This is a genomic window from Kitasatospora sp. NPDC049258 (genome assembly GCF_040678895.1).
Lineage (GTDB): Bacteria > Actinomycetota > Actinomycetes > Streptomycetales > Streptomycetaceae > Kitasatospora.
In genome coordinates, this window is sequence record NZ_JBFAQT010000011.1 from 124,986 (window position 1) to 146,957 (window position 21,972).

Sequence of the window (21,972 nt, forward strand, 5' to 3'; positions counted from 1 at the left end):
CGCTCCGCGCGGCCCCGGGTCACACCAGGCTGTCCTGCCAGGTCCGGTGGAGGTCGGCGAAGCGGCCGCGGTCGGTGATCAGGTCGGCGGGGGCGCCGTCCTCGACGATCCGGCCCTGCTCCATCACCAGGACCCGGTCGGCGATCTCCACCGTGGAGAGGCGGTGCGCGATGATCACGGCGGTGCGGCCGGCCAGGACCGTCCGCATGGCGCGCTGCACCGCCTGCTCGCCCGGCACGTCCAGCGAGCTGGTCGCCTCGTCCAGGATCAGCACCGCCGGGTCGGCCAGCAGCGCCCGGGCGAACGCCACCAGCTGGCGCTGGCCGGCCGAGATCCGGCCGCCGCGCTTGCGCACGTCGGTGTCGTAGCCGTCCGGCAGGGCGGCGATGAACTCGTGCGCGCCGATCGCCCGGGCGGCCTCCTCGACCTCGGCGCGGGTGGCGTCCGGGCGGCCGACCGCGATGTTCTCGGCGACCGTGCCGGAGAACAGGAAGGACTCCTGGGTCACCATCACCACATTGCGCCGCAGGTCGGCGGTGGCCAGCTCGCGCAGGTCGGTGCCGTCCAGGGTGATCCGGCCGTCGGTCGGGTCGTAGAACCGGGCCAGCAGCTTGGCCAGGGTGGACTTGCCCGCACCGGTCGCGCCGACCACGGCCGTGGTCCGCCCGGCGGGCAGCACCAGGTCGAAGACCGGCAGCACCTCCTTGCCCGTCCGGTAGGCGAACCTGACCTCCCGGAAGGCCACCTCGCGGCCGGTGCCGACCGCGGCCGGCAGCGCCAGCGGGGCGGCGGGCTCGGACACGGACGGCTCGTGGGCCAGCAGCCCGGCCATCTTCTCCAGGGCGGCGGCCGCCGACTGGTAGCTGTTCAGGAACATCGCCAGCTGGTCGATCGGGTCGTAGAGCCGGCGCAGGTAGAGCACGAAGGCGGTGAGCACGCCCAGCTCCAGACTGCCCTCGGTGACCAGGTACGCGCCGAGCACCACGACGCCGGTGATCCAGGTGTTGGCGGTGGCCCGGGAGAAGCCGACGTAGCGGGCCATCTCCAGCAGGCCGTCGGCGGTGGCGGCCGCGGACTGCCGGTTGACGGCGTCGAAGGCCTCGTCGTTGGCCTCCTCGCGGCGGAAGGCCTGCACCGGGCGGATGCCGTTCATGGTCTCGGTGAACTTCACGATCACCGAGGCGACGGCCGTCCGGGAGCGCCGGTAGACCCGCAGCGAGCGCCGCCGGAAGGAGCGGACGATCAGGTACATCGGCAGGAAGGAGGCCAGCGCGGCCAGGCCCAGGCGCCAGTCCATCACCATCAGCACCACCGAGATGAAGCTGACCGACAGCGCCACCGAGAGCAGCTCCTGCAGGCCCTCGTTCAGCAGCTCGCGCAGCGCGTCCACGTCGCTGGTGGCCCGGGAGATGATCCGCCCCGAGGTGTAGCGCTCGTGGAAGTCCAGGCTGAGCCGCTGGGCGTGCCGGAAGATCCGGCCGCGCAGGTCGAGCAGGACGTCCTGGTTGATCCGGGCGCTGTACCGGATGAACAGCCGCTGCAGGTAGGTGGAGAGCAGGGCGCAGCCCAGGTACGCGGAGATGACCGCGATCAGCGGGCCGCCGTCGTTCTCGCGCAGCGCCGGGATGCCGCGGTCCATCGCCAGCGCCACCAGCAGCGGGCCGCTCTGCAGCGCCGCCTGCTGGATCAGGATCACCAGCATGGCCAGCACGATCCGACGGCGGTGCGGGCCGAGCAGGGCGCCGAGCAGGGCGCGGGCCGCGCCGGGCGGGACGGGGATGTCCTCCTCGTCCTGTGCCGGGGGCGGTAGCTCCTCCAGCTCCTCGGTCGGCTCCAGGGTGGTGGTCATCGCCGGACACTCCCTTCGAGCTCCTGGGCATCGAGCTCCTCGGCGGCCGTGCCGGACATCAGCTCGCGGTAGGCGGGGGAGCTCTTCAGCAGCTCCTGGTGGGTGCCGACGGCGGCGATCCGCCCGTCGGCGAGCAGCGCGACCCGGTCGGCCAGCAGCACGGTGCTCGGGCGGTGGGCGACCACCAGCGCGGTGGTGCCCGCGAGCACCTCGCGCAGCGCCCGCTCGACCAGGGCCTCGGTGTGCACGTCCAGCGCCGACAGCGGGTCGTCCAGGACCAGGAAGGCCGGATCGCCGACCACGGCGCGGGCCAGCGCCAGGCGCTGGCGCTGGCCGCCGGACAGGCTCAGGCCCTGCTCGCCGACCTGGGTGTCGGCGCCGCCCGGCAGCCGGTCGACGAACCCGGCCTGGGCGGTGGCCAACGCGGTGGCGAGCTGCTCGGGGCCGGCCCCGGGGGCGCCCATCAGCACGTTGTCGCGGACCGAGGCGGAGAACAGGGTCGGCTCCTCGAAGGCGATCGAGACCATCCGGCGCAGCTGCTCGCGGGGGATGTCCCGGATGTCCCGGCCGTCCAGGGTGATCGAGCCGCCGCTGGTCTCGTACAGCCGGGGGAGCAGCGCGGTGAGGGTGGTCTTGCCGCTGCCGGTGGCGCCGACCAGGGCGAGCGTCTCGCCCTGCCGGATGTGCAGGTCGATGCCGGCCAGCAGGTCGGGGGTGTCGGCGGGGGCGTCGGGGTAGCGGAACCGGACCCCGCTGAACCGGATGCCCCGGTCGGCCACCGGGGCCAGGCCCGAGGCGTGCTCGAACGGCTCCGGCTCGTCCATCACCTCGAAGTAGCGGTCGGTGGCGGTGGCCGCCTCGTTGGCGTACGCGAGCAGCCAGCCGAGCGACTCGACCGGCCAGCGCAGGGCGAGGGCGGTGGACAGGAAGGCGACCAGGGTGCCCGCGGACAGGTCGTCGTGCGCGACCTGGACGGCGCCGACGGCCAGCGCGCAGCCGAGCGCCAGCTCGGGCAGGCCGACGATCACTGCCCAGAGGTTGGCCAGCAGGTCGGCCTTGCGCAGCTCGGTGGTACGCAGCCGGTGGCTGTGCCCGCCGAACTCCTCGGCCATCGCGCGGTGGCGGCCGAAGGCCTTGAGGATCCGGATGCCGAGGATGGACTCCTCGACCACGGTGGCCAGGTCGCCGTTCTGGTCCTGGGCGAGCCGGGCGGAGGCGGCGTACCGGCTCTCGAAGTACCGGGTGAGCACCATCAGCGGCACCGCGGGCACCAGGGTGATCAGCGCCAGCTGCCAGCTCAGCGTGAACATCAGCACGGTGCCGGTCAGGAAGACCATCGTGTTGACGATCAGGAAGACCAGCGGGAAGGCCAGGAACAGCCGCATGGTGAACATGTCGGAGGTGGCCCGCGACAGCAGCTGGCCGGAGGACCACCGGTCGTGGAAGGAGACCGGCAGCCGCTGCAGCCGGGCGTAGAGGTCGCCGCGCATCGCCGTCTCGACCCGGGCCAGCGGCCGGGCCACGATCACCCGGCGGACGCCGAACAGGCCCGCCTCGACCAGCCCGAGCAGCAGCAGCACCCCGGCCGGCGCCCACAGGCCGGCCAGGTCGCGGTGGGCGATCGGCCCGTCGACGATCCGGCGCAGCACGATCGGGACGCCCAGCACGCTGACCGAGGCGACCAGCGCGGCGACCACCGCCCCGGCCAGCTGCCAGCGGGCCGGGCGGGCGTACGGCCACAGGCGCAGCAGGGAGCGCGCCGTGGACCGGTGCGGTGGCCCTGCGGCGGGGTCGGGTCTGCTCACCGACGGTTCGTCAGGGCCGTCGGTGGTCTGCGCGGTCTGCTCGTTCTCGGCCATCGCGGAGAGGGTAGGCCGTGACCCTGACATTTCTCATCCGGTTTTACGCGCCTGTCGGCGGGAACCGGCCAAGGTCGTCCACGGCCCGCAGCAGCCGGCAGGAGCGCCCGGCCAGCGTGACCGAGGTCAGCGCGGGGTGCGGGTCCTCGGGCAGGTCGTCCCGGGCGGTGTCCACCTCCGTCCGGTAGGCCGAGGCCCAGGGCTCGCCCGGGAGGGTGAAGGAGACCGCCTGCGGCCCCGCGTTCAGCAGCAGCAGGAAGCTGTCGTCGCGCAGCGGGCAGCCGTGCTGGTCGCGCTCGGACATCGCGGAGCCGGACAGCAGCATCCCGAGCGCGGCGGTGGGGGTGAACCAGTCGGCCTCGGTCATCTCCCGGCCGGTGCCGGTGAACCAGGCGAGGTCCCGCTGCCCGCCGGGGACGGCGGCCCGGCCGGAGAAGAAGGCCCGCTGCCGCAGCACCGGGTGCCGGCGCCGCAGCCCGATCAGCCGGCCGGTCAGCTCCGCGAGCGAACGCCACTCGGGCTGCTCCAGCAGCGACCAGTCCAGCCAGCTGGTCGCGTCGTCCTGGCAGTAGGCGTTGTTGTTGCCGAGCTGGGTGCGGCCGAGTTCGTCCCCGGCGGTGAGCATCGGGACGCCGGTGGACAGCAGCAGGGTGGTCAGCAGGTTGCGCAACTGGCGGGCGCGCAGCGCCAGCACCTCGGGGTCGGTGCTCCCGCCCTCGGCGCCGCAGTTCCAGGACCGGTTGTCCTCGGTGCCGTCCCGGTTGTCCTCGCCGTTGGCCTCGTTGTGCTTCTGGTTGTACGAGACCAGGTCGCGCAGGGTGAAGCCGTCGTGGGCGGTGACGTAGTTGACCGAGGCGTACGGGCGGCGCCCGCCGCGCTGGTAGAGGTCGGAGGAGCCGGAGAGCCGGTAGCCGAGCTCGCGGACGTCCGGCCGGGCGCCGCGCCAGAAGTCCCGGACGGTGTCGCGGTACTTGTCGTTCCACTCCGCCCACAGCGGCGGGAAGCCGCCGACCTGGTACCCGCCGGCGCCGACGTCCCAGGGCTCGGCGATCAGCTTGACCCGGCTGAGCAGCGGGTCCTGCGAGACGGCGCCGAGGAACGGGTGGTGCATCTCGACCCCGTCGCTGCCCCGGGTGAGCGCGGAGGCCAGGTCGAAGCGGAAACCGTCCACGCCCATCTCGGTGACCCAGTAGCGCAGCGAGTCGGTGATCAGCCGGACGGTGTGCGGCTGCCGGGTGTCCAGGGTGTTGCCGCAGCCGGTGTAGTCGGCGTAGCCGCGGCGGCTGCGGTCGAGGCGGTAGTAGCCGCCGTTGTCGATGCCGCGCAGCGAGAGGGCCGGGCCCATGATCCCGCTCTCGGCGGTGTGGTTGTAGACCACGTCGAGGATCACCTCGATGCCGGCCGCGTGCAGGGCCCGCACCATCCGCTTGAACTCGCCGACCTGCTGGCCCCGGCTGCCGGCGGAGGAGTACCCGGCGTGCGGGGCGAAGTAGCCGAGGGTGTTGTAGCCCCAGTAGTTGACCAGGCCGCGCTGCTGGAGGTGGTCCTCGCTGACGTGGTGGTGGACCGGCAGCAGCTCCACCGCGGTGACGCCGAGGCCGGTCAGGTGGGCGATCGCGGCCGGGTGCGCCAGGCCCGCGTAGGTGCCGCGCAGCTCCGGCGGGATCTCGGGGTGGCGCATGGTGAAGCCGCGTACGTGCAGCTCGTAGAGGACCGTCTCGGCCCACGGGGTCTTGGGCCGGTGGTCGTCGTACCAGTCGTCGTCGTCGTGCACCACCACCCCGCGGGGGACGTACGGCGCCGAGTCGCGGTTGTCCCGGACGGTGTCGGCGACCTCGCGCTCGGGCCAGTTGCGCACGGCGGCGCAGGTGGCGTCGTGGGCGGTGTAGTGGCCGTCCACGGCCCGTGCGTAGGGGTCCAGCAGCAGCTTCGCCGGGTTCCACCGGGCGCCGGTCCACGGGTCCCACCGGCCGTGCACGCGGTAGCCGTAGCGGGTGCCGGGCAGCACCCCCGGCAGGTAGCCGTGCCAGGTCTGGAAGGTCTGCTCGGCCAGGCGGTGTCTGCTCTCCTGGCCCCGCTCGTCGAAGAGGCAGAGCTCCACGGCCTCGGCGGCGGGCGCCCAGAGGGCGAAGTTGGTGCCCCGGCCGCCCTCCAGGTCGGTGCGGAACCGGGCTCCGAGCGGCTGCCAGCTGCCCGGCCAGGGGTCGGGCGGGGCCGGGTGGGGCGCCGTGCCGTTCGGCCGGTCGGCCACCGGGCGCGGTGCGCCCGGGCTCGTCCCCGTGTCCAGCTCCTGCCACGCCGTCATCGCCGCACCCTCCCAGCGCGGGGGTCCCTTCCCCGCTCTCCTCTTGTTCCCTGATCGGATGCCCCCGTCACGTGACGGAGCGCCCCGTGACGGACTGTGACCGATTGTGTCCCGCAGTGAGCCCTGGCGGCGTCCGGTGAAGGGGATCGTTCCCACGTGTCCCCGTCCCGATGCGGTCGTTATGCCCGCTGTCGGGCCGGTCGCGGCCCGGGCAGCGGACCAGGGGAGGGCCGGGATGCATCCCGGAGCAAGGGTGTGGGCACGACGGGCGGCCGCCCTCGGACTGTGCCTGCTGGCCGGGTGCGGCGGCCCGGCCGCCCGGCCGTCCGGTGACGCGGCGGGCCCGGCGCCCGCGCCGCCGCCGGTCTCGCGGGCGCAGCTGGCCGTGACCCCGGGCGACGGCGCCCAGGAGATCCCGGCCGAGGGGCCGGTGCGGGTGACCGTGTCCGAGGGGCGGCTGCGCAGCGTGCGGCTGGCCGACGACCAGGGCACCGAGGTGCCGGGCCGGATCAGCGCCGACGGCCGCAGCTGGAGCCCGCAGGGGCGGCTCGCGCTCGCCACCCCGTACACCCTCGACGCGGTGGCCGAGGACGCCGCCGGACTGGCGGCGGCCCAGCACGTCGCCTTCGCCACCCGGACGCCGGACCGCAGCTTCGTCGCCTTCTTCACCCCCGAGAACGGCTCCACCGTCGGGGTCGGCATGCCGGTCTCGCTGCGCTTCACCCGGGCGATCACCGACCGGGCGGCGGTCGAGCGGGCGGTGACGGTGACCGCGGACCCGCCGGTGCCGGTGGTGGGCCACTGGTTCGGCGCCCGGCGGCTGGACCTGCGCCCGCAGAAGTACTGGGCGGCCGGCACCCGGGTGGTGCTGACCCTGCGGCTGCAGGGCGTGCAGGGCGCGCCGGGGTACGTCGGCACCCAGTCCAAGGTGGTGCGCTTCACGGTCGGCCGCTCCCAGGTCAGCACCGTCGACCTGGACAGCCGGACGATGACCGTGCGGCAGGACGGCCAGGTGCTGCGCACCCTGAAGGTCAGTGCCGGCAGCCCGGAGCACACCACCTATCTGGGGGCGCTGGTGGTCTCGGAGAAGTTCCAGGTCACCAGGATGAACTCGCAGACCGTGGGGCTGGGGGACGAGTACGACATCAAGGACGTGCCGCACGCGATGCGGCTGACCGCCTCCGGCACCTTCGTGCACGGCAACTACTGGTCACCGCGGACGATCTTCGGTACGGCCAACACCAGCCACGGCTGCATCGGCCTGCCGGACGCCAAGGGCGGCTCGGCGGACTCCCCGGCCGGCTGGTTCTTCGAGCACACCATCACCGGTGACGTGGTCGAGGTGCGCGGCTCGGCCGGCGACCGGGTGCCGCCGGACAACGGCCTGAACGGCTGGAACCTCGGCTGGGCGCAGTGGACCGCGGGGAGCGCGCTGAACACTGGATGATCATTCACCGAACCGGCACCCACCGCCCCTCGAAGATTCACTCGGACGGGCCAGTTATCCTGACCTCCCGCGCCGATCCGGGGTCCCTGCCCAGCGGGCAGCGCGAAAGAACTTCGCCTCCCGGTGCAACCTGACCGGGTGGCGGCGCGTGTAATCGCTTGGGTTACCGGGAGGGGAGCAGACCGACGTGAAGCCGGTTCAGGCGGCCGACGCCGCAATACGCAGAAACACGGGGACGGCCGGACGGACCGTCCGGCAGACCGGGGTCGCAGTGCTGATGGGCAGCGTGCTGCTGCTCGGCTCGGCGTGCAGCAGCTCGGGCGGGGGTTCGGCCGACGGCGGCTCCGGCGGCGGGGCGCAGGGCGGCGGGTCCACGACCGCGGCCGCACCCGCCAAGGTCTCGACGGCGCAGCTGACCGTCACGCCCAAGGACGGCAGCACCGACGTCGCCCCGAACGGCCTCCAGGTCACGGTGGCCAGCGGCAAGCTGGTCAACGTCGAGGTGACGGACAAGAACGGCAAGGCGGTGGCCGGCGCGATCGCGGCGGACGGCCTGAGCTGGAAGCCGACCGACACGCTCGCGGTCGGCATGGTCTACAAGGTGAACGCGCAGGCCAAGGACGACGCCGGCCTGGAGGCCGCGTCGACCAGCACCTTCACCACGCTGACCCCGGCGAAGACCGCGGCGACCAACGACAACATCTCCGACAACGGCACCTACGGGGTCGGGATGATCGTCTCGGTGGCCTTCAGCAAGCCGATCAAGAACAAGGAGGCGGTGACCCAGGGCATCACCTTCGAGGCCTCCGACGGCACCACCGTCAAGGGTCACTGGTTCGGCACCCAGCGGCTGGACTTCCGTCCGGCCGAGTACTGGAAGCCGGGCACCAAGGTCACCATCCACTACCGCCTGAAGAGTGTCGAGGTCGCGCCCGGCGTCTACGGCGACGTGGACAAGGACGAGCCCTTCACCATCGGCCGCTACCAGGTGAGCACCGCGGACGCGGCCAGCCACCAGATGACGGTCAAGAAGGGCGACGGCTCGACCCAGACCATCCCGATCACCGCCGGCAACGACGACAACCCGTCGTGGAACGGCACCATGGTCGTCTCCAGCAAGGAGAAGGTGACCCGGATGAACTCCGCCACGGTCGCCAACGTGGTCGGTGGCGAGTACGACGTCCCGGACGTCCCGCACGCGATGCGGCTCACCAACAGCGGCACCTACGTGCACGGCAACTACTGGAGCAGCGCCTTCGGCAAGTCCAACGCCAGCCACGGCTGCATCTCGATGCAGGACGGCAAGGGCGGCGACGACTCCTCCACCGCCGGCAAGTTCTGGTCGGGCTCGCTGGTCGGTGACGTGGTCAAGATCGTGAACTCCAAGGGCAAGCAGGTCTCCCCGGACAACGGCCTGAGCGGCTGGAACGTCGCCTGGGGCAGCTGGTAGCCACCCCGTACGGCCCGTGCGGCCCGGCCGTTCCTCGGAACGGCCGGGCCGTTTCCCGTTCGTGACCGAATCTCGACCCTGGTCACGCAACCTGGGGTGGGTACCCCACGTGTATAGGGCTGACGGCCCACGGGGAGAGCGGGAGAACAGAGTGAAGTCGATACGCACGGGTCTGGCGGCAGGGGCGCTCGGCAGCGCCCTGGTACTGCTGGCGACCGGTTGCAGCTCGGGCGGCGGCGACAGCAGCGCCGCGCGACTGGCGGCCGGCCCCTCCCAGGCCGGTGCGGCGCCCGCCGCCGCCAGCTCGGCGAAGCCGACCACCTCGGCCGCGGTGCTGAGCATCGAGCCGGCCGACGGCGCCAAGGACGTGAAGCCCGCGGGGGCGCTCAAGGTCGGCGTGGCCGGGGGGAAGCTGACCACCGTCTCGGTCACCGGGCCGGACGGCCAGGCGGTGCCCGGCGCCCTCGCCGCGGACGGCCTCAGCTGGGTGCCGAGCGGCAACCTGGCGGTCTCCGCGCAGTACAAGGTGGCGGCGCGGGCGACCGACGCCAACGGCGTCGAGACCGCGGCCACCAGCGCGTTCAGCACGCTCACCCCCACCAAGGAGGCCGGCGCGCACGACAACATCTCCGACAACGCGGGCTACGGGGTCGGCATGATCGTCTCGCTCACCTTCGAGCGGCCGGTCAAGGACAAGGCGGCGGTGGAGAAGGGGGTCACCTTCGAGACCTCCGACGGCACCGTGGTCAAGGGCCACTGGTTCGGCAGCCAGCGGATCGACTTCCGCCCGGCCGAGTACTGGAAGCCGGGCACCAAGGTCAACGTCCACTACCGGCTGAAGAGCGTCGAGGTCGCGCCCGGCGTCTACGGCGGGGTGGACCGGGACGAGCCGTTCACCATCGGCCGCTCCCAGGTCAGCACGGCGGACGTGGCCACCCACCAGATGAAGGTGGTCCGCGACGGCCAGGAGGTCGACAGCGTGCCGTTCACGGCCGGCAAGGCGGGCTTCGACACCTGGAACGGCACCATGGTGGTCGAGGACATGGCGGAGACCACCCGGATGACCTCCCAGGGCGTCGCGGGGGTCGGCTCGGGCGAGGAGTACGACATCTCCGACGTGCCGCACGCGATGCGGCTGACCGACTCCGGCACCTACGTCCACGGCAACTACTGGAGCAGCGCGTTCGGCTCCTACAACGCCAGCCACGGCTGCATCGGCCTGGCCGACGGCAAGGGCGGCAGCGCGAGTTCGCGGGCCGGGAAGTTCTACGCCTCCTCGCTGATCGGCGATGTCGTCACCGTGGTCAACTCCAAGGGCAAGTCGGTCGAGGCGGACAACGGTCTGAGCGGTTGGAACCTCGCCTGGGCCAACTGGTAGGCCCCCGAACGGTCCTGGCGGGCGGACGTTCGGTTGCGGCGGGCATATGCCAAGTGACTAGTGATCGTTTGGTCATTGTCCGTACGCGCCCGCATGCGTTCCGCAATGATTGGCGCATGGCAGGATGGGGCGAAGCAGACCAGGCATCACATTCCTTGGCCGCGCCGGCCGATCAGGGCCTGGCGGTGTGCAGCGTGCTGGCGCTGTCGGAGCTGGAACGGCGGACGCCCGAGGAGTTGGAGCGGGCCGCCCACCGGCTGCTCCGCGACCACACCGCGGCCGAGGAGGCCCGGCTGCCGTCCCGTCCGTCGGCCGGTGGCATCGCCCGGCGGGTGGTGCTCGCCGTCCTGTCCGACTGGGGTCTCCACCAGCACCTGGAGGCGGGGGAGTTGCTCACCGGCGAGCTGGTCGCCAACGCGGTGCGGCACGCCGGCGGGCGCACAGTGGGGTTACGGATGGTCCGCAGACCCGGTTGGGTGCGGATCGAGGTGCGGGACTCCTCGCGGGCGCTGCCCTGCCTGATCATGTCCACCGAGCCGCTGCACGAGAGCGGGCACGGCCTGCGGGTGGTCTCGGAGGTCTCCGACCGCTGGGGCGCGGATCTGCTGCCGCGCGGCAAAGGGGTCTGGTTCGAGCTGAAGGTCCGCGAGCGCGTCGCCGGTTGACCTGACCGGCGGCGAAAACCATTGCGGGGCCCCCCGTCCACGGGTGTACGTGGTCCGGGGGCCCCTGCAGGTCACCGCGCAGGCCAATGGGGGTGCATGCCGCGCAGTGGTGACGGCCGTGCCGGGTCAGGGAGGCCGTGGATCGCGCCGGGCGTGCGTAACGCCCGACTTGTTCGACTATTGCACGGTCTCAGCATGTGAGCAAATTGGATTGGAAGGTATGTAACCCACTTCACCTTAGGTGTGTGAATGGATTCGCGCACATGCCTGTGATTATTCAGGTCCTGGTCATCTGATGTGTGGATTCGGTGGCTTCAGGCGACTGAGGGTGAAGCCCTCGCCGGCCGGGTCCAGCGGCCTGGTCGCCTGCTTGAAGAGGTACTCGGCGCGCTCGTAGGACAGCCGGCCGCGCCCGGTGGTCGGGCAGCGGTCCGCCGCCGGCGGCCTCCGGGCCGGGCCCGGGCGGCGGTCGGTGAGGAAGAGCGGGCCGCTGGTCCGGCCGGCCAGCAGGGCGGGGAGCAGCCGGGCGGTCCCCGAGCGCCAGTTCACCCGGCCGCCGCCGGTGCGGGCCCGGCGGTCGTCCAGGTCCAGGTCCTCGACGTTCAGCGCGAGCACGGTCCGGATCCCGGCCGCCGACTCGTGCAGCAGGTGCCACAGCGTCAACTCCCTTACGGGCAGGTCGGTTCGCGCCCACAGGGCGTCGAGGTGCCGGGCGTCGACGGGGGCGGTGCGGGGCCGGGTCTCGGCCCGGCGTTCCAGCCCGGTGGCGAGGTCCTGCGCTCCGGCCCAGGTCGCGAAGGAGCGGACGGCGGACCGGTGCCGGTTCCAGGTCTTCGCGGCCGCCCCGCCCCAGGCCGCCGCGCACACCCCGGCCACCTGCTCGGCGGTCAGCGAGGCCAGCGGCAGCCGCTCGCCCAAGGCCAGGCACAGCCGGCGCAGGGTCTGCCCGTAGGAGCGGAGCGTGGCGGCGTCCAGGTCGTCGCGGGCCAGGAAGCCGCGTGCGGCCGCGCCGAGGGTGGCCGGGTCCGCGCCGACGGCGATGCCGTCCGCCCGGCGGAGCAGGAAGGCGCACTCGGCGGCGTTCCTGGTGAGCGCCGCGGCCCGCTCGAACTCCCGCCGGGCGTCGGCGAGTTGACCGTCCCGGAGCAGCAGGTCGCCGCGGACGCTCGGGAGCAGGTGGTAGTCGCGCAGGGCCGGGTCCGCGGTCAGCTCGTCGGCCAGCGCGAGCCCCGCCCGGGGCCCGCGGGCCATGCCGACCGCCACCGCGCGGTTGAGCCGGACGACCGGCGTCGGGAGCAGCCGTACCAGGGCCTCGTACAGCCCGGCGATCTGCCCCCAGTCGGTGTCCTCGGCCCGCCGCGCCTGCGCGTGGCAGACGGCGATCGCCGCCTGGAGCACGTACGGGCCGGGCGGGCCGCCGAGCGACCGGGCCCGCAGCATCGCGGTGAAGCCGCGGCGGATCAGCAGTTGGTCCCAGCGGCCGCGGTTCTGCTCGTGCAGCCGGACCGGCTCGCCGCGGGGGCCGGTGCGGGCGGGTGTGCGGGAGGCCTGGATCTCCATCAGCGCGACCAGGGCGTGCACCTCCGGCTCCTGCGGGGCCAGTTCGGCGAGCAGCCGGCCCAGGCGCAGCGCCTCCAGGCACAGGCCCGGCCGCATCAGGTCGTCCCCGGAGGTGGCCGAGTACCCCTCGTTGAAGATCAGGTAGATCACTTCCAGCGCCGAGGCCAGCCGCGCGGCCAGCTCGTCCCCCGCCGGCAGCTCGAACGGGACCCCCGCCACGGCCAGGGTCCGCTTGGCGTCGGCGATGCGCCGGGTGATCTCGGTGCTGGCGACCAGGAACGCCCGGGCGATCTCGTCCGCCGTCAGGCCGCCGAGCAGTCGCAGGGTCAGGGCGGCCCGGGCCGCGGTCGGCAGCACCGGGTGGCAGGAGACCAGGATCAGCCGCAGCAGGTCGTCCGGCTCGGGCTCGGGCTGCCGCTCCAGCTCCTGGGCGAGCTGCTCCTGCTTGCGCTCCAGCCGCTTGGAGCGCCGGATGTGGTCGACGGCGCGGCGCTTGGCGATGGCGGTCAGCCAGGCGCCGGGGTTGTCCGGGACGCCCGAGGTGGGCCACTGCTCCAGTGCGGCGACCAGCGCGTCCTGCGCCAACTCCTCGGCGAGGCCCACGTCGTGGACCAGCCGCGCGAGGGCGGCGATGATCCGGGCCGATTCGAGCTTCCAGACCGCGTCGATGGTGCGATGGGGATCCAGCACCGCACGATGACAGCACCCGCCACGGCCGGCGTGCAAGCCGTGGCGGGTGCGGGCGGCCCGGCTCAGGGGCCGAAGACCTGCTGGATCACGCTCTCGCCGTCACCGACGATCCGGCGAAAGCGCCGGGCCAGCTCGACGGCCTCCTCCTTCGAGCGGACCTCGATCAGCGCGAAGCCGGCCACGGCCTCCTTGGCCTCGGCGAACGGCCCGTCCGTCACCGTGATCTCGTCGCCCACCGAGCTCACCCGCAGGCCGCCCGGCTCCAGGCCGCCGGTGGCGAGCAGTACGCCCGCCGCGGACAGCTCCTCGACGAACTTCGCCATCTCGGCGAACAGGGCCTCGTCGGGGGCGGTGTCGGATGCCTTGGTGGTCATCAGGTAGCGCATGGGGTGCTCCTCCGTCTGGTGGTGATGCGGTGTTCCGCCCTGACGTCGAACAGGTCGATGTGACAGGGAACGCTCCGGCATTCCCTGTCACATCCGGCGTTCGACGTGTCGGCGAGAGACCGAGACGGACCGACCCGAGAAGGACACCGAGACCATGCCGAAGTTCACCACCGCGCACGAGTACGTCGACGCCCTGCCCGAGGCCCAGCGCGAGATCACCGACCGGCTGCTGCCGCTCGTCGAGGCGGCACTGCCGGGCACCGGCGCACTCTGGCACGGGCACCCGGTGTGGAGCCTGGGCGCCGCGCCGGGTAAGGCCCCGGTCTGCTACCTGAAGGCCTACGCCGGTCACCTCGCCTTCGGCTTCTGGCGCGGCCAGGAGATCCCCGACCCCTCCGGCCGGCTGGCTCCCGGCGCCCGCGCGATGGCCGCGGTCAAGCTCCGCTCGACGGCCGAGGTCGACCCCGAACTCTTCACCACCTGGCTGGAGTTCGCCCGAGGACTGGAGAGCGCCGAGGGGTGACCTCGCTCCGGGCGCTGCGGGGACTCAGCGGTCGTGCAGCACGCTCGGCCTGGTCACGGGCGCCACCGTGAGGAGTGACTCCAAGTCCTTGAAGTCGTCGGGGTTGGTCGTGAACAGCGGCAGCTCCTCGGCGACGGCGATCGCTGCGATCATCAGGTCGGCCACCCGGCGCCTCGGCTTGCGGCCGGCACCGATCACCCCCGCGCAGATCCGGCCGTAGATCCGCGCGGCCTCGGTGCCGAAGGGGATGGGGTCGAACTCGTTCTCGGCGCGCTGGAGCACGTCGAGCCGCCGGGCACGCTCGGCGTACTCGTCGTAGTCGCTCTGCTCCTCGTTGCGACGAACGTCGTGCGGACCGGCGGACAGCTCGGCCAGCGTGATGGCGCTGATGGCCATCTCGGCGGGGAGCTCGGCCGGGTCCACCCACTTGCGCAGGATCATGATGTTGGTGTCCAGCAGGCCCTGCGCGAACTCAGCGGGCATAGGGATCGTCCGTCCCCTGCTCGGCGGTGATGTCCTGGTCGGCGCGGAACGCCTCCAGGGAGATGTCGGGCGCGCTTCTCGACATCGCGGCGAACTCCCCGCGGGGGACGAACCGCCTGCGCCTGCGCAGCGGGATCAGCTCACCGATCCCATGACCGTCACGGGTCACCGTGAAGGACTGGCCGGCCTGGACGGCATCCATGATCTCTTTCGACCTGCTCCGCAAGTCCCGCTGTGTGATCTCCGGTTGGGCTGGCACGGCTCCAGCATATCCGGGTGTGCCACACCGTGCCATGGTGTGCTACGCGCGCCTGGCAGCACTGCCCCCCGCGCTGCCCCGTCGGGGACGGGCGAACCCCCGGCCGGGGTTGGTGCTGGCCGGGGGCTCGTCAGGGGGTCCGTGCGGGGCGGGGGGTCAGCACTCGATGACGTTGACCGCGAGTCCTCCCCGCGAGGTCTCCTTGTACTTGATCTTCATATCGGCGCCGGTCTCCTTCATGGTCTTGATCGCCTTGTCGAGGGAGACGTGGTGCCGGCCGTCGCCGCGCAGGGCCATCCGGGCCGCGGTGACGGCCTTCACGGAGGCCATGCCGTTGCGCTCGATGCACGGGATCTGGACCAGGCCGCCGACCGGGTCGCAGGTCAGGCCGAGGTTGTGCTCGATGCCGATCTCCGCCGCGTTCTCGACCTGCTCCGGGCTGCCGCCGAGGACCTCGGCGAGGCCGCCGGCGGCCATCGAGCAGGCGGAGCCGACCTCGCCCTGGCAGCCGACCTCGGCGCCGGAGATCGAGGCGTTCTCCTTGAAGAGCATGCCGATCGCGCCGGCCGCCAGCAGGAAGCGGACGATGCCGTCGTCGTCGGCACCGGGGATGAAGTTCTGGAAGTAGTGCAGGACGGCCGGGATGATGCCCGCCGCGCCGTTGGTCGGGGCGGTGACCACCCGCTGGCCGGAGGCGTTCTCCTCGTTGACGGCCATCGCGTAGAGGGTGACCCACTCCATCGCGTTGGCCGGGCCGATGCCCTCGGCGCGCAGCGCCCGGGCGCCGGAGGCAGCGCGGCGGCGGACCTTGAGGCCGCCGGGCAGGATGCCCTCGCGGGACATGCCGGCGCTGACGCACTCGCGCATCACGCCCCAGATCTCCAGCAGCCCGGTGCGGATCTCGGCCTCGGTCCGCCAGGCCTTCTCGTTCTCCAGCATCAGGCCGGAGATCGACAGCCCGGTCTCCCGGGTGAGCCGCAGCAGCTCCTCGCCGGTGCGGAACGGGTAGCGCAGCACGGTGTCGTCCGGCACCACCCGGTCGGCGCCGATCGCGTCCTCGTCGACCACGAAGCCGCCGCCGACGGAGTAGTAGGTCTTCTCCAGCACCGTGGCGCCCTCGGCGTCGAAGGCCCAGAGGGTCATGCCGTTGGCGTGGTAGGGCAGCGACTTGCGGCGGTGCAGGACCAGCTGGGTGTCGGCGTCGAAGGCGATCTCGTGCATGCCCAGCAGACGCAGCCGCTTGTCGGCCTTGATCCGGTCCACGTCCAGGTCGGCCTGGTCGACGTCGACGGTCCGCGGCGAGTTGCCCTCCAGACCGAGCAGGACGGCCTTCGGGGTGCCGTGGCCGTGGCCGGTCGCGCCGAGCGAGCCGAACAGCTCGGCCCGAACGGTGGTGACCTGGGCCAGCATCCCCTCGGACTTCAGGCGGCGGGCGAACATCCGGGCCGCCCGCATCGGGCCGACGGTGTGCGAGCTGGACGGGCCGATGCCGATGGAGAAGAGGTCGAAGACGCTGATGGCCACGGGGGACGTCCTTGTCTGGTCTCGTGGAGACGTGCTGGGGGGCGTGCGGACACGGCGCGGGGCACCGCGACCACGTTCCAGTGTGCGCGGTGCCCCGGAGAACCGGGAGGTACGGCGGGGGTCGCCCGCCGTACCCCGGGGTGAACTACAGGTTCGGGTAGAGCGGGTACTTCTCGGCCAGCGCGGTGACGCGGGCCTTCAGCGCGGTGGCCTTGGCCTCGTCGAAGGCGGGCAGCAGCGCCTCGGCGATGATGTCGGCGACCTCGCGGAAGTCCTCCGCCTGGAAGCCGCGGGTGGCCAGGGCCGGGGTGCCGATCCGCAGGCCGGAGGTGACCATCGGCGGCCGCGGGTCGTTCGGGACGGCGTTGCGGTTGACCGTGATGCCGACCTCGTGCAGGCGGTCCTCGGCCTGCTGGCCGTCCAGCTCGCTGTGCCGCAGGTCCACCAGGACCAGGTGCACGTCGGTGCCGCCGGAGAGCACCGAGACGCCGGCGCCGGTCGCGTCGGCCTGCAGCAGGCGCTCGGCGAGGATCTTGGCGCCTTCCAGGGTGCGCTGCTGGCGCTCCTTGAACTCCTCCGAGGCGGCGACCTTGAAGGAGACCGCCTTGGCGGCGATCACGTGCTCCAGCGGGCCGCCCTGCTGGCCGGGGAAGACCGCGGAGTTGATCTTCTTGGCCCACTCGGCCTTGGAGAGGATCACGCCACCGCGCGGGCCGCCCAGGGTCTTGTGGGTGGTGGTGGTGACCACGTCCGCGTACGGCACCGGGGACGGGTGCAGGCCCGCGGCGACCAGACCGGCGAAGTGCGCCATGTCGACCATCAGCAGGGCGCCGACCTCGTCCGCGATCCGGCGGAACTCGGCGAAGTCCAGCTGGCGCGGGTAGGCGGACCAGCCGGCGATGATCAGCTTGGGCTGGTGCTCCTTGGCCAGGCGCTCGACCTCGACCATGTCCACCAGGCCGGTCTTCTCGTCGACGTGGTACGCGGCCACGTTGTAGAGCTTGCCGGAGAAGTTGATCTTCATGCCGTGGGTGAGGTGGCCGCCGTGGGCCAGGCTCAGGCCCAGGATGGTGTCACCCGGCTGGATCAGCGCGAACATCGCGGCGGCGTTGGCCTGCGCGCCGGAGTGCGGCTGCACGTTGGCGTGCTCGGCGCCGAACAGCTCCTTGATCCGGTCGATCGCGATCTGCTCCACCACGTCGACGTGCTCGCAGCCGCCGTAGTAACGCTTGCCGGGGTAGCCCTCGGCGTACTTGTTGGTCAGGACCGAACCCTGGGCCTCCATGACCGCCACGGGGGCGAAGTTCTCGGAGGCGATCATTTCGAGGGTGGTCTGCTGGCGGTGCAGCTCGGCGTCGACCGCGGTCGCGATCTCCGGGTCGAGTGCGTGCAGGGACTGGTTGAGAACCGTCATGAGTGGGTCTTCCCGTGGGGCTGGGCGGGTTACCTGAGGGGAAGGGGCCGTCCGCCGCGCTGCGGCCGGCCCCCTTTCACGCGGTGGTTCAGCCGCCGGTGGTGAAGGCGGTGTAGGCCTCGGCGTCGAGCAGCTCGTCGGTCGCCTCGACCTTGAGCTTGAACAGCCAGGCACCCTCGAAGGGCTCGCCGTTGACCAGCGCCGGGTCGTCGATGACGGCCTGGTTGATCTCGACGATCTCGCCGGTGGCCGGCGAGTACAGGTCGCTGACCGACTTGGTGGACTCGAGCTCACCACAGGTCTCGCCGGCGGTGACGCTCTCCCCGACCTCCGGGAGCTGGACGTACACGATGTCGCCGAGCGCGTCGGCGGCGTGCTTGGTGATGCCGACGGTGGAGACGCCGTCCGCGTCAGCCGCGGTCAGCCACTCGTGCTCCTTGGTGTACTGCAGGTGCGTGGGGTTGCTCATGAGGTCATTCTCCAGGATCGCAAGAGGGTAGGGCGAAGCCGTCCGCTGAGCGGACCGGACCAGGGGTTCGTACGGACGCCTCAGCGGGCGCGCTTGTAGAACGGCAGCGCGACGACCTCGACCGGCTCGTGCTTGCCGCGCACGTCGACCGCGACCGCGGTGCCGGGGGCGGCGTGCGCCGCGTCCACGTACGCGATGGCGATCGGCTTGCCCAGGGTGGGCGAGGGGGAGCCGGAGGTGATCCGGCCGATCGGGGTGCCGTCGGCGGAGACCACCGCGTACTCGGCGCGCGGGACGCGCTTGCCCTCGGAGACCAGGCCGACCAGCACCTGCGGCGGGTTGGTCCCGGCCGCCGCGGCGGCCTGCTCCAGCGCCTTGCGGCCGACGAACTCGCCGTCGTTGGTGGTCTTGTCGAAGCGGACCACCCGGCCCAGCCCCGCGTCGAACGGGGTCAGGTCGGTGGAGAGCTCGTGCCCGTACAGCGGCATGCCGGCCTCCAGGCGCAGCGTGTCGCGGCAGGACAGGCCGCACGGGACCAGGCCCTTGTCGGCGCCGGCCTCGGTCAGCGCCTGCCACAGGTGCTCGGCGTCGGCGGGGGCGGAGAAGATCTCGAAGCCGTCCTCGCCGGTGTAGCCGGTGCGGGCCAGCCAGACCTGCCGGCCGGCCACCGTGGCGGGCAGCAGCGCGTAGTACTTCAGACCCGGCAGGTCGGCGTCGGTCACCGAGGCCAGGATGCCGTTCGCCTCGGGGCCCTGGACGGCCAGCAGCGCGTAGGCGTCGCGGTCGTCGCGGACCACCGCGTCGAAGCCCTCGGCCCGCTCGGTCAGCGCGTCCAGCACCACCTGGGCGTTGGAGGCGTTGGCGACCACCATGTACTCGGTCTCGCCGGTGCGGTAGACGATCAGGTCGTCCAGGATGCCGCCGTCCTCGCGGCAGATCATGGTGTAGCGGGCGCGCAGCACGCCGAGCGCCGAGATGAAGCCGACCAGTGCGTGGTCCAGCAGCTCACCGGCCTGCGGGCCGGTGACGGTGATCTCGCCCATGTGCGAGAGGTCGAACAGGCCGGCCCTGGTCCGGACCGCGAGGTGCTCCTCGCGCTCCGAGCCGTAGCGCAGCGGCATGTCCCAGCCGGCGAAGTCGGTCATGGTGGCGCCGAGCGAGCGGTGCAGGGCGTCGAGTGCGGTGTGGCGCAGGGACATGGGGGCGGGACTCCTCGGCTGGCACTGACAGGAGCGCACCCGCGTCTGGACGCGGGCATGCGGGGGCGGAGTCTCCCCGTCTGTCGTCACAACCTGAGAGCTTCACCGCACATAAGAATGGCGGCTTGCACCGTGGGTGGGCGCACGGCGCGGCCGTGTCCACTTTCCAGATGTGCCTAGCCCGGGCGGTATGGGTGGCCTGAGAGATTCCGGGGAGGACTTGCTCCTTCGGCGCCGGCCCAGCCTTCAGAAGGCAATCCGGACTCTCCCGCGCGGGTTCGAGCGGCCAGTATGAAGTTCGATCGGGGCCATCATGGCATGCCCGGGCGGCCCGGGGGGAGGGGGGCCGGGCGATACGCTCTGCGGGACGGTTCTTCGGCCGGCGCACGGGCCGCGCGGCGCGTGGCTCGCCCGGCCAAGCTGGAAGGGGCAGAAGCGGATGGGGTACCCGGCGGGCGAGGCACAGCCTTGGACGGAGCCGGGCTCGGCTCCCGAGGGCGGGAGCTGGCCGGTCAACGAGCTGGAACAGGTGCTCACCGCGGCCCTGGGCGATCCGGGCGCCACACCCCGGGTGATCGAGGTGCTGGCCCGCAGCCAGGTCTGGATCCCGCTGCCGGCCGGCGCCGACCGGCAGGGCGAGTCGCTCGACCTGCCCACCATCGAGCTGGCCGGCGCCCCGTACGTGCCGGTGTTCTCCTCGCAGGAGGAGTTCCTGCGCCAGGCGCCGGGGATGGCCTTCGCGATCGCCCCGATGTGGGAGTTCGCCCGCGGGCTGCCGCTGGGGATCGGGATCGCGGTCAACCCCGAGGCGCCGGTGGGCATCCCGGTGCCGCCGGAGGGGGTGGGCGAGCTGCGCCGCGGCCCGCAGGGGGAGCGCGGCGAGGCCGTCCAGGAGGGCGCCCGGGTGGCCCTCAAGGAGCCCGAGCCGCACCAGGAGCCGTACGCCTTCCTGGCCGCCGCCGGTGCGGAACTCTCGTTGCTGCCGGAAGTGTTGACGGCCCGTCGGGCACTGGCCAAGGTGGAGGGCGAGGCCACGCTGCTCTACCTGGGCATCCAGCTCGACCCGGGGCTGCCGGCCGACCCGGCCCGGGTGGGCGAGGCGCTCGGCCGCGCGCTCGGAACCGCCGCTCCGGCCTGGGGCGTCCACCTGGTGCTGCTCGACCTGGCCGCCGACCCGGTGGTCGACTGGCTGCTGGCCCGGGTCCGGCCGTTCTACGTCCGGGGCTGAAGCGGTCCGAGGCCGGGCCGCAGTGGGCCGGGCGCCGCGGGCCCGCGGCGGTGCGGCCGCCCCAAGGACGAACCCCCCGGTAGGGGATGGCGGTATGACGGCTGTCGGCCCGGCCCAATAGGGTTGCTGCCGACAGCCCCGCGCGGCGGGGGCGCGGAGGCGACGGGACGGGCGAGAGCGAGGTGGGCGCGTGAGCGCGGGAGCGGCAGGCGGCGGCGCGCCGGGCCAGTGGGGCCCGGCTGCCGCGGCGCGTCCCGGTGGTGACCCGGGCGCGATCGAGCGCGCCCTGGGCCAGGTCGCGCCCGAGCGGTACGAGGCGTACGAGGCACTGCTGCGCGCGCTCGCCGAGGGCCAGGTCTGGATGCTGCTCTGGCACGGGCAGCCCGGCAGCCCGGACGCCCAGTACGGGAACATGGACATCGGCGGCCACGGCTACGCGCCGGCCGTCACGTCTCCCGGGCAGCTCACCGCCAGCGGCTGGGCCCGCGGCCACGAGGTGATCTCCGGGCTGGAGATCGCGGCCGCGCTCTACCGCACCCGCTGGGGCCTGTGGCTGGATCCGCACGTGCCCGGCGGCGGGGTCGGCGTGCCCTGGGCGGACCTGCGCCGGATCGCGGTCGGCCTGGACCGGCTGCCGGCCGGTCCGCTCCGGCTGAGCGAGCCGCAGCTGCAGGCGCCGCAGTTCTACGAGGTGCTGGTCCGGCAGGCGGCCGAGGTCCGCCCGCTGCGCTCGCTGCGGCAGGTCTGGGTCCGCCCGGCGCTGGGCGAGCCCTACCTGGCGATCGGCCTCGACCTGTACGACACCTCGCCGCCCGCGGTGGAGGCGGCCCGGGCGCTGGTCCAGCGCGCGGTCGCGCACGTGCCGGACGGCACGGCGGTGTCCACGGTGATGCTGGCCGACGAGTTCGACCCGGTCGCGATGTGGCTGCTGGCCAACGGGCGGCCGATCTTCGACCGCGAGGGCCACTACGGCCACTCGCAGGCCGCGCCCCCGCCGTATCCGGGGTACGGCTATCCGCCGCCGCAGCACGGGCAGTCCGTGGCGGGCTGGCAGCAGCAGCCGTGGCCCGGTTACCCCGGCCGCTGAAACAGGTTCGTACACCATTTCCCTGAGCACCCGACGGGTTTTTCCCGGGCGGGTGCTCCGGCCTGCCGTGGCGGCGACCACCTGGCAGTTCTCCGCCATTGGCGACCTTCCGTCAGCATGCGTCTTGACAGGCGAGTAACACCTGTGTGAAGAGCGATATGCGGCGGAAACAGTCGTGCATGCAGGCAGATCACGGT

Annotated in this window: 18 protein-coding genes and 1 riboswitch; of the genes, 7 read left to right on the forward strand and 11 right to left on the reverse strand. The window is 72.7% G+C overall.

Translation table 11 applies throughout. The annotated features are described in order from the left end of the window. Positions 1–19: 19 nt before the first annotated feature. The 3 genes from AB0K43_RS12440 to glgX are packed head-to-tail and all read right to left on the reverse strand — an operon-like array spanning position 20 to position 6,013. Entirely contained in the window at positions 20–1,849 is a 1,830-nt protein-coding gene (locus AB0K43_RS12440) for an ABC transporter ATP-binding protein (RefSeq protein ID WP_363638692.1), read from the reverse strand. Further along, the gene (locus AB0K43_RS12445; protein WP_363638694.1) at positions 1,846–3,708 is read right to left on the reverse strand and encodes an ABC transporter ATP-binding protein; all 1,863 of its coding nucleotides are present in this window, start codon (positions 3,706–3,708) and stop codon (positions 1,846–1,848) included. The genes AB0K43_RS12440 and AB0K43_RS12445 overlap by 4 nt, the downstream gene beginning before the upstream one ends. Positions 3,709–3,751: 43 nt before the next feature. Then, positions 3,752–6,013, reverse strand: a complete 2,262-nt coding sequence (gene glgX / locus AB0K43_RS12450) for a glycogen debranching protein GlgX (protein WP_363638696.1) — start codon at positions 6,011–6,013, stop codon at positions 3,752–3,754. Positions 6,014–6,266: 253 nt separating this feature from the next. Between glgX and AB0K43_RS12455 the strand changes: the two genes are divergently transcribed. The 4 genes from AB0K43_RS12455 (at position 6,267) to AB0K43_RS12470 (ending at position 10,953) form a co-directional block, all read left to right on the forward strand. Next, positions 6,267–7,460, forward strand: coding sequence for an Ig-like domain-containing protein (locus AB0K43_RS12455; protein ID WP_363638698.1), 1,194 nt, complete (start codon positions 6,267–6,269; stop codon positions 7,458–7,460). A 277-nt stretch (positions 7,461–7,737) separates the two neighbouring features. Then, positions 7,738–8,910 carry an Ig-like domain-containing protein gene (locus AB0K43_RS12460; RefSeq protein WP_363638700.1) on the forward strand — a complete coding sequence of 391 codons (1,173 nt, stop codon included), beginning with the start codon at positions 7,738–7,740 and terminating at the stop codon, positions 8,908–8,910. A gap of 151 nt (positions 8,911–9,061) precedes the next feature. Continuing rightward, entirely contained in the window at positions 9,062–10,288 is a 1,227-nt protein-coding gene (locus AB0K43_RS12465) for an Ig-like domain-containing protein (protein ID WP_363638702.1), read from the forward strand. A gap of 155 nt (positions 10,289–10,443) precedes the next feature. Beyond that, a complete protein-coding gene (locus AB0K43_RS12470) occupies positions 10,444–10,953 on the forward strand; it encodes an ATP-binding protein (protein WP_363638704.1) in 510 nt (169 codons plus the stop codon). A gap of 288 nt (positions 10,954–11,241) precedes the next feature. On the opposite strand, the gene AB0K43_RS12475 is transcribed toward AB0K43_RS12470, so the two are convergent. After that, the gene (locus AB0K43_RS12475; RefSeq protein WP_363638706.1) at positions 11,242–13,203 is read right to left on the reverse strand and encodes an RNA polymerase sigma factor; all 1,962 of its coding nucleotides are present in this window, start codon (positions 13,201–13,203) and stop codon (positions 11,242–11,244) included. A gap of 62 nt (positions 13,204–13,265) precedes the next feature. After that, positions 13,266–13,589, reverse strand: a complete 324-nt coding sequence (locus AB0K43_RS12480) for a YciI family protein (protein ID WP_363638708.1) — start codon at positions 13,587–13,589, stop codon at positions 13,266–13,268. Between the two features lie 154 nt (positions 13,590–13,743). Between AB0K43_RS12480 and AB0K43_RS12485 the strand changes: the two genes are divergently transcribed. Beyond that, entirely contained in the window at positions 13,744–14,112 is a 369-nt protein-coding gene (locus AB0K43_RS12485) for a DUF1801 domain-containing protein (protein WP_363638710.1), read from the forward strand. 24 nt (positions 14,113–14,136) lie between these two features. Here the strand turns inward: AB0K43_RS12485 and AB0K43_RS12490 are convergent, their stop codons facing one another. The 6 genes from AB0K43_RS12490 to gcvT all read right to left on the reverse strand — a co-directional run bounded on the left by AB0K43_RS12490 (position 14,137) and on the right by gcvT (position 19,460). Further along, complete coding sequence (locus tag AB0K43_RS12490) at positions 14,137–14,595, reverse strand: type II toxin-antitoxin system VapC family toxin (protein ID WP_363638712.1); 459 nt, start codon at positions 14,593–14,595, stop codon at positions 14,137–14,139. Further along, a complete protein-coding gene (locus tag AB0K43_RS12495) occupies positions 14,585–14,854 on the reverse strand; it encodes a type II toxin-antitoxin system prevent-host-death family antitoxin (RefSeq protein ID WP_363638714.1) in 270 nt (89 codons plus the stop codon). Before AB0K43_RS12495 ends, AB0K43_RS12490 begins: the two co-directional genes overlap by 11 nt. A 156-nt stretch (positions 14,855–15,010) precedes the next feature. Next, on the reverse strand, positions 15,011–16,378 hold the full coding sequence (locus AB0K43_RS12500; RefSeq protein WP_363638716.1) for an L-serine ammonia-lyase: 1,368 nt from the start codon (positions 16,376–16,378) through the stop codon (positions 15,011–15,013). 145 nt (positions 16,379–16,523) lie between these two features. Further along, complete coding sequence (glyA, locus tag AB0K43_RS12505; protein ID WP_363638718.1) at positions 16,524–17,792, reverse strand: serine hydroxymethyltransferase; 1,269 nt, start codon at positions 17,790–17,792, stop codon at positions 16,524–16,526. Between the two features lie 88 nt (positions 17,793–17,880). Continuing rightward, positions 17,881–18,261 carry a glycine cleavage system protein GcvH gene (gene gcvH, locus AB0K43_RS12510; RefSeq protein ID WP_363638719.1) on the reverse strand — a complete coding sequence of 127 codons (381 nt, stop codon included), beginning with the start codon at positions 18,259–18,261 and terminating at the stop codon, positions 17,881–17,883. 80 nt (positions 18,262–18,341) lie between these two features. Then, on the reverse strand, positions 18,342–19,460 hold the full coding sequence (gene gcvT, locus AB0K43_RS12515) for a glycine cleavage system aminomethyltransferase GcvT (RefSeq protein ID WP_363638721.1): 1,119 nt from the start codon (positions 19,458–19,460) through the stop codon (positions 18,342–18,344). Between the two features lie 176 nt (positions 19,461–19,636). Further along, positions 19,637–19,741, reverse strand: a riboswitch (glycine riboswitch). Positions 19,742–19,899: 158 nt separating this feature from the next. Here gcvT and AB0K43_RS12520 point away from each other — a divergent pair. Both AB0K43_RS12520 and AB0K43_RS12525 read left to right on the forward strand, forming a co-directional pair. Next, positions 19,900–20,688 carry an enhanced serine sensitivity protein SseB gene (locus AB0K43_RS12520; protein WP_363638723.1) on the forward strand — a complete coding sequence of 263 codons (789 nt, stop codon included), beginning with the start codon at positions 19,900–19,902 and terminating at the stop codon, positions 20,686–20,688. A gap of 274 nt (positions 20,689–20,962) precedes the next feature. Beyond that, positions 20,963–21,775: an enhanced serine sensitivity protein SseB C-terminal domain-containing protein gene (locus AB0K43_RS12525; protein ID WP_363638799.1), complete on the forward strand. Its 813-nt coding sequence runs from the start codon at positions 20,963–20,965 to the stop codon at positions 21,773–21,775. The last annotated feature ends 197 nt before the right edge of the window (positions 21,776–21,972 follow it).

Excerpts from the sequence above, each read along its gene's own strand:
- AB0K43_RS12440 (WP_363638692.1), bottom strand. The coding sequence starts at position 1,849 with ATGACCACCACCCTGGAGCCGACCGAGGAGCTGGAGGAGCTACCGCCC.
- AB0K43_RS12445 (WP_363638694.1), bottom strand. The coding sequence starts at position 3,708 with ATGGCCGAGAACGAGCAGACCGCGCAGACCACCGACGGCCCTGACGAA.
- glgX (WP_363638696.1), bottom strand. The coding sequence starts at position 6,013 with ATGACGGCGTGGCAGGAGCTGGACACGGGGACGAGCCCGGGCGCACCG.
- AB0K43_RS12460 (WP_363638700.1), top strand. The coding sequence starts at position 7,738 with ATGGGCAGCGTGCTGCTGCTCGGCTCGGCGTGCAGCAGCTCGGGCGGG.
- AB0K43_RS12480 (WP_363638708.1), bottom strand. The coding sequence starts at position 13,589 with ATGCGCTACCTGATGACCACCAAGGCATCCGACACCGCCCCCGACGAG.
- AB0K43_RS12485 (WP_363638710.1), top strand. The coding sequence starts at position 13,744 with ATGCCGAAGTTCACCACCGCGCACGAGTACGTCGACGCCCTGCCCGAG.
- AB0K43_RS12490 (WP_363638712.1), bottom strand. The coding sequence starts at position 14,595 with ATGCCCGCTGAGTTCGCGCAGGGCCTGCTGGACACCAACATCATGATC.
- glyA (WP_363638718.1), bottom strand. The coding sequence starts at position 17,792 with ATGACGGTTCTCAACCAGTCCCTGCACGCACTCGACCCGGAGATCGCG.
- gcvH (WP_363638719.1), bottom strand. The coding sequence starts at position 18,261 with ATGAGCAACCCCACGCACCTGCAGTACACCAAGGAGCACGAGTGGCTG.
- gcvT (WP_363638721.1), bottom strand. The coding sequence starts at position 19,460 with ATGTCCCTGCGCCACACCGCACTCGACGCCCTGCACCGCTCGCTCGGC.
- AB0K43_RS12520 (WP_363638723.1), top strand. The coding sequence starts at position 19,900 with ATGGGGTACCCGGCGGGCGAGGCACAGCCTTGGACGGAGCCGGGCTCG.